The sequence below is a fragment of the Endozoicomonas sp. SESOKO3 genome (assembly GCF_024606255.1).
On sequence record NZ_JAHHPR010000706.1, the window covers coordinates 1 to 2,636 of the forward strand.

A 2,636-nucleotide genomic window follows, 5' to 3' on the forward strand; every position below is an offset into this window, starting at 1 on the left:
GTGAAAAAGCCTATAGGTTGGGGGAGGGCCTCCGGGGCTTCCTGCCCGGATGATTCTGATGGCGGGCCGGGTTGTTGGTTGTGTCCAGAGCCAGGCATCATAGTAGTGATCGTAAACGGGTGATCCTGACTCGCTCCCGGGAGTTCCACCGAGTTAAACGACGGTGAATCGGAGTTCCAATAGCTTTTTAAGAGCAAGCCGACAACAGCAACCACTTTTACAGATATCTCTGAATGAGGGTTGGAGCATATTGGAGTGTCTTTGGTGTTGACAATAAAACGTTCTGTTAACGGTTCGGTCTGGCAGACGAAAGACAACGTCAGTAACAGCAACCGCGGTGCCACAAAGATTGAGTATTGAATAATTCTATCCCTGCATGCTGATTTGTTCAGAGCAAAGATAGATCAAGAAAACAGCATGAAACGGCGGTTGTCAGATCAGGGACTGAGGTCATCGTTCAGATCCACAACAGGAGACTTGCGTTTTAGATGCATTCTTTTGTGATTCAAAAGGGCTTTAGTATTCTTGCAGGCTTTCCCGCATGGCTGCGGCTGGCCATCCTTGCGAACCACGGTCACGTCACAGTTTTTTTGTTTGCTGTGGTATCCGGTTTTGTGATTCGACAGGGCGTGAGCATTCTTACAGACCGTCCCGCACGGCCGCGACTGACCATCCTCCCCAATCACGTTCACGTCACAGGTTCGTTCCCCGGTGTGGTTTCTTCTTTTGTGATACGAAAGGGCTTTAGCATTCTTGCAGACTTCTTCGCATGGCTTCGGCTGGCCATCCTCCCCAACCACGGTCACGTCACAGATTTGTTGCCCGGTGTGGTCTCTGATTTTATGATTCGACAGGGTTTGAAGATTCTTGCAGATCTTTCCGCATGGCCGCGACTGACCATCCTCCCCGGTCATGGTCATGTCACAGGTTTGTTGCACGCTGTGGTACCCACTTTTGTGAGCCGACAAGCTGTTGGCAGTCTTGAAGACCCTTCCGCAGGGCCGTTGCAGACCATCTTTACCGGTCACGGACACATTACAGGTTTGCCGCCTGCCGTGGTCTCTTTTTCTGTGATTCAACAGGGTTTGAAAATTCTTGCAGACCCTTCCGCATGGCCGAGACTGATCATCCTCACCGATTACGGCTACATTACAGGCTTTTTGCCCGGTGTGCTGTCCGCTTTTGTGAATGTACAGAGCTGCGGCATTTCTGCAGACCTTTCCGCATGGCCGCGGCTGGCCATCCTCCACGATTACTGTCAAGTCACAGGTCTTTTTCCCGGTGTGTTGTCCGCTTCTGTGAACGTACAAAGCTACGGCATTTCTGCAGGTCTTCCCGCAGGGCCGTTGCAGACCATCGCTGCCGATCACGGGCACATCACAGGTTTGTTGACTCGTGTGGTCTCTGCTTTTGTGGTACGACAGGGCGTTAGCATTCTTGCAGAGCGTCCCGCACGGCTGCAGTTGACCATCCTCTGCGACCACAGTCAGGTCACAGGTTTTTTGCCCGGTGTGGTAGTTGCTTTTGTGAACCGAAAATGATTTCGCAGTCTTGAAGACCTTCCCGCATTGCAGCAGTCGGCCATCCTCCCCGAATATGATCAAGTTGCAAATGGCTTTCCTGGCGGGGACTTTTTTATCGATTGTCCCTGCAACCACTGAGTCTATGCCGATCCCGTCTGAGGCAACCCCGTTAACAGGGTTGCAAATAGAGCAGTATCTATCGGCCAAATGAGGGCATGAGCTTTGCCCGGGTGATGCTAATGTGTGATCTGTCGAACTTTCTTCACAATCCGGCGCTCTGCTTTCGGATAAATCGGAAGACTGCCGGAATTGACAAGTGCCATGACAGGGATGGACGAAACAATTTAAACCTAAAGTATGTGGATGTTGTTCAGGGCCTCCGCCATCCCCACCAGAGTCAGAATACAGTCGGCTAGTGAAAAAGCCTATAGGTTGGGGGAGGGCCTCCCGGGCTTCCTGCCCGGATGATTCTGATGGCAGGCTGGGTTGTTGGTTGTTTCCAGAACCAGGCATCATAGTAGTGATCGCAAACGGGTGATCCTGACTCGCCCCCCGTAGTTCCATCCAGTTAAACGACGGTGAATGGGGGTTCCAATAGTTTTTTAAAAGCGAACCGACAGCGGCAAACACTTCTAAAGATGCCCATGAATAAGGGTTAGAGCATAGATGAGTGTCTTTGGTGTCGACAATAAAACGTTCTGTCAACGGTTCGGCCTGACAGGCGACAGACAACGTCAGTAACAGCAAACGTAGTGCCGCAAAGAGTGAGTGTTTAATAATTCTATCCCTGCATTCTGGCTTTTACAGAGCAAGGATAGATCAAGAAAACCTTATGAAACGGCGGTTGTCAGATCAAGGACTGAGGTAATCGTTCTGGTCCACAACAGGAGACTTGCGTTTTCGATGCATTCTTTTGTGATATGACAGGACTCGAGCATTCTTGCAGACTTTTCCGCATGGCCGCGGCTGGCCATCCTTCCGAACGACAGTCACGTCACAGGTTGATTGTTTGGAGTGGCCTCTTCTTTTGTGATCCTTAAGGGCTTGAGTATTCTTCCAGACCTTTCCGCATGGCTTCGGCTGGCCATCTTCACCGACCACGGTCAAGTCACA

Annotated in this window: 3 protein-coding genes; all 3 read right to left on the reverse strand. The window is 51.0% G+C overall.

The window, feature by feature from the left end:
• On the reverse strand, nucleotides 1-332 hold a 332-nt coding region (locus KDK18_RS12475; protein ID WP_257255253.1), incomplete at its 3' end, for a hypothetical protein.
• A gap of 105 nt (nucleotides 333-437) precedes the next feature.
• The gene (locus KDK18_RS12480) at nucleotides 438-2,270 is read right to left on the reverse strand and encodes a hypothetical protein (protein ID WP_257255254.1); all 1,833 of its coding nucleotides are present in this window, start codon (nucleotides 2,268-2,270) and stop codon (nucleotides 438-440) included.
• A 105-nt stretch (nucleotides 2,271-2,375) separates the two neighbouring features.
• On the reverse strand, nucleotides 2,376-2,636 hold a 261-nt coding region (locus KDK18_RS12485; RefSeq protein WP_257255255.1), incomplete at its 5' end, for a hypothetical protein.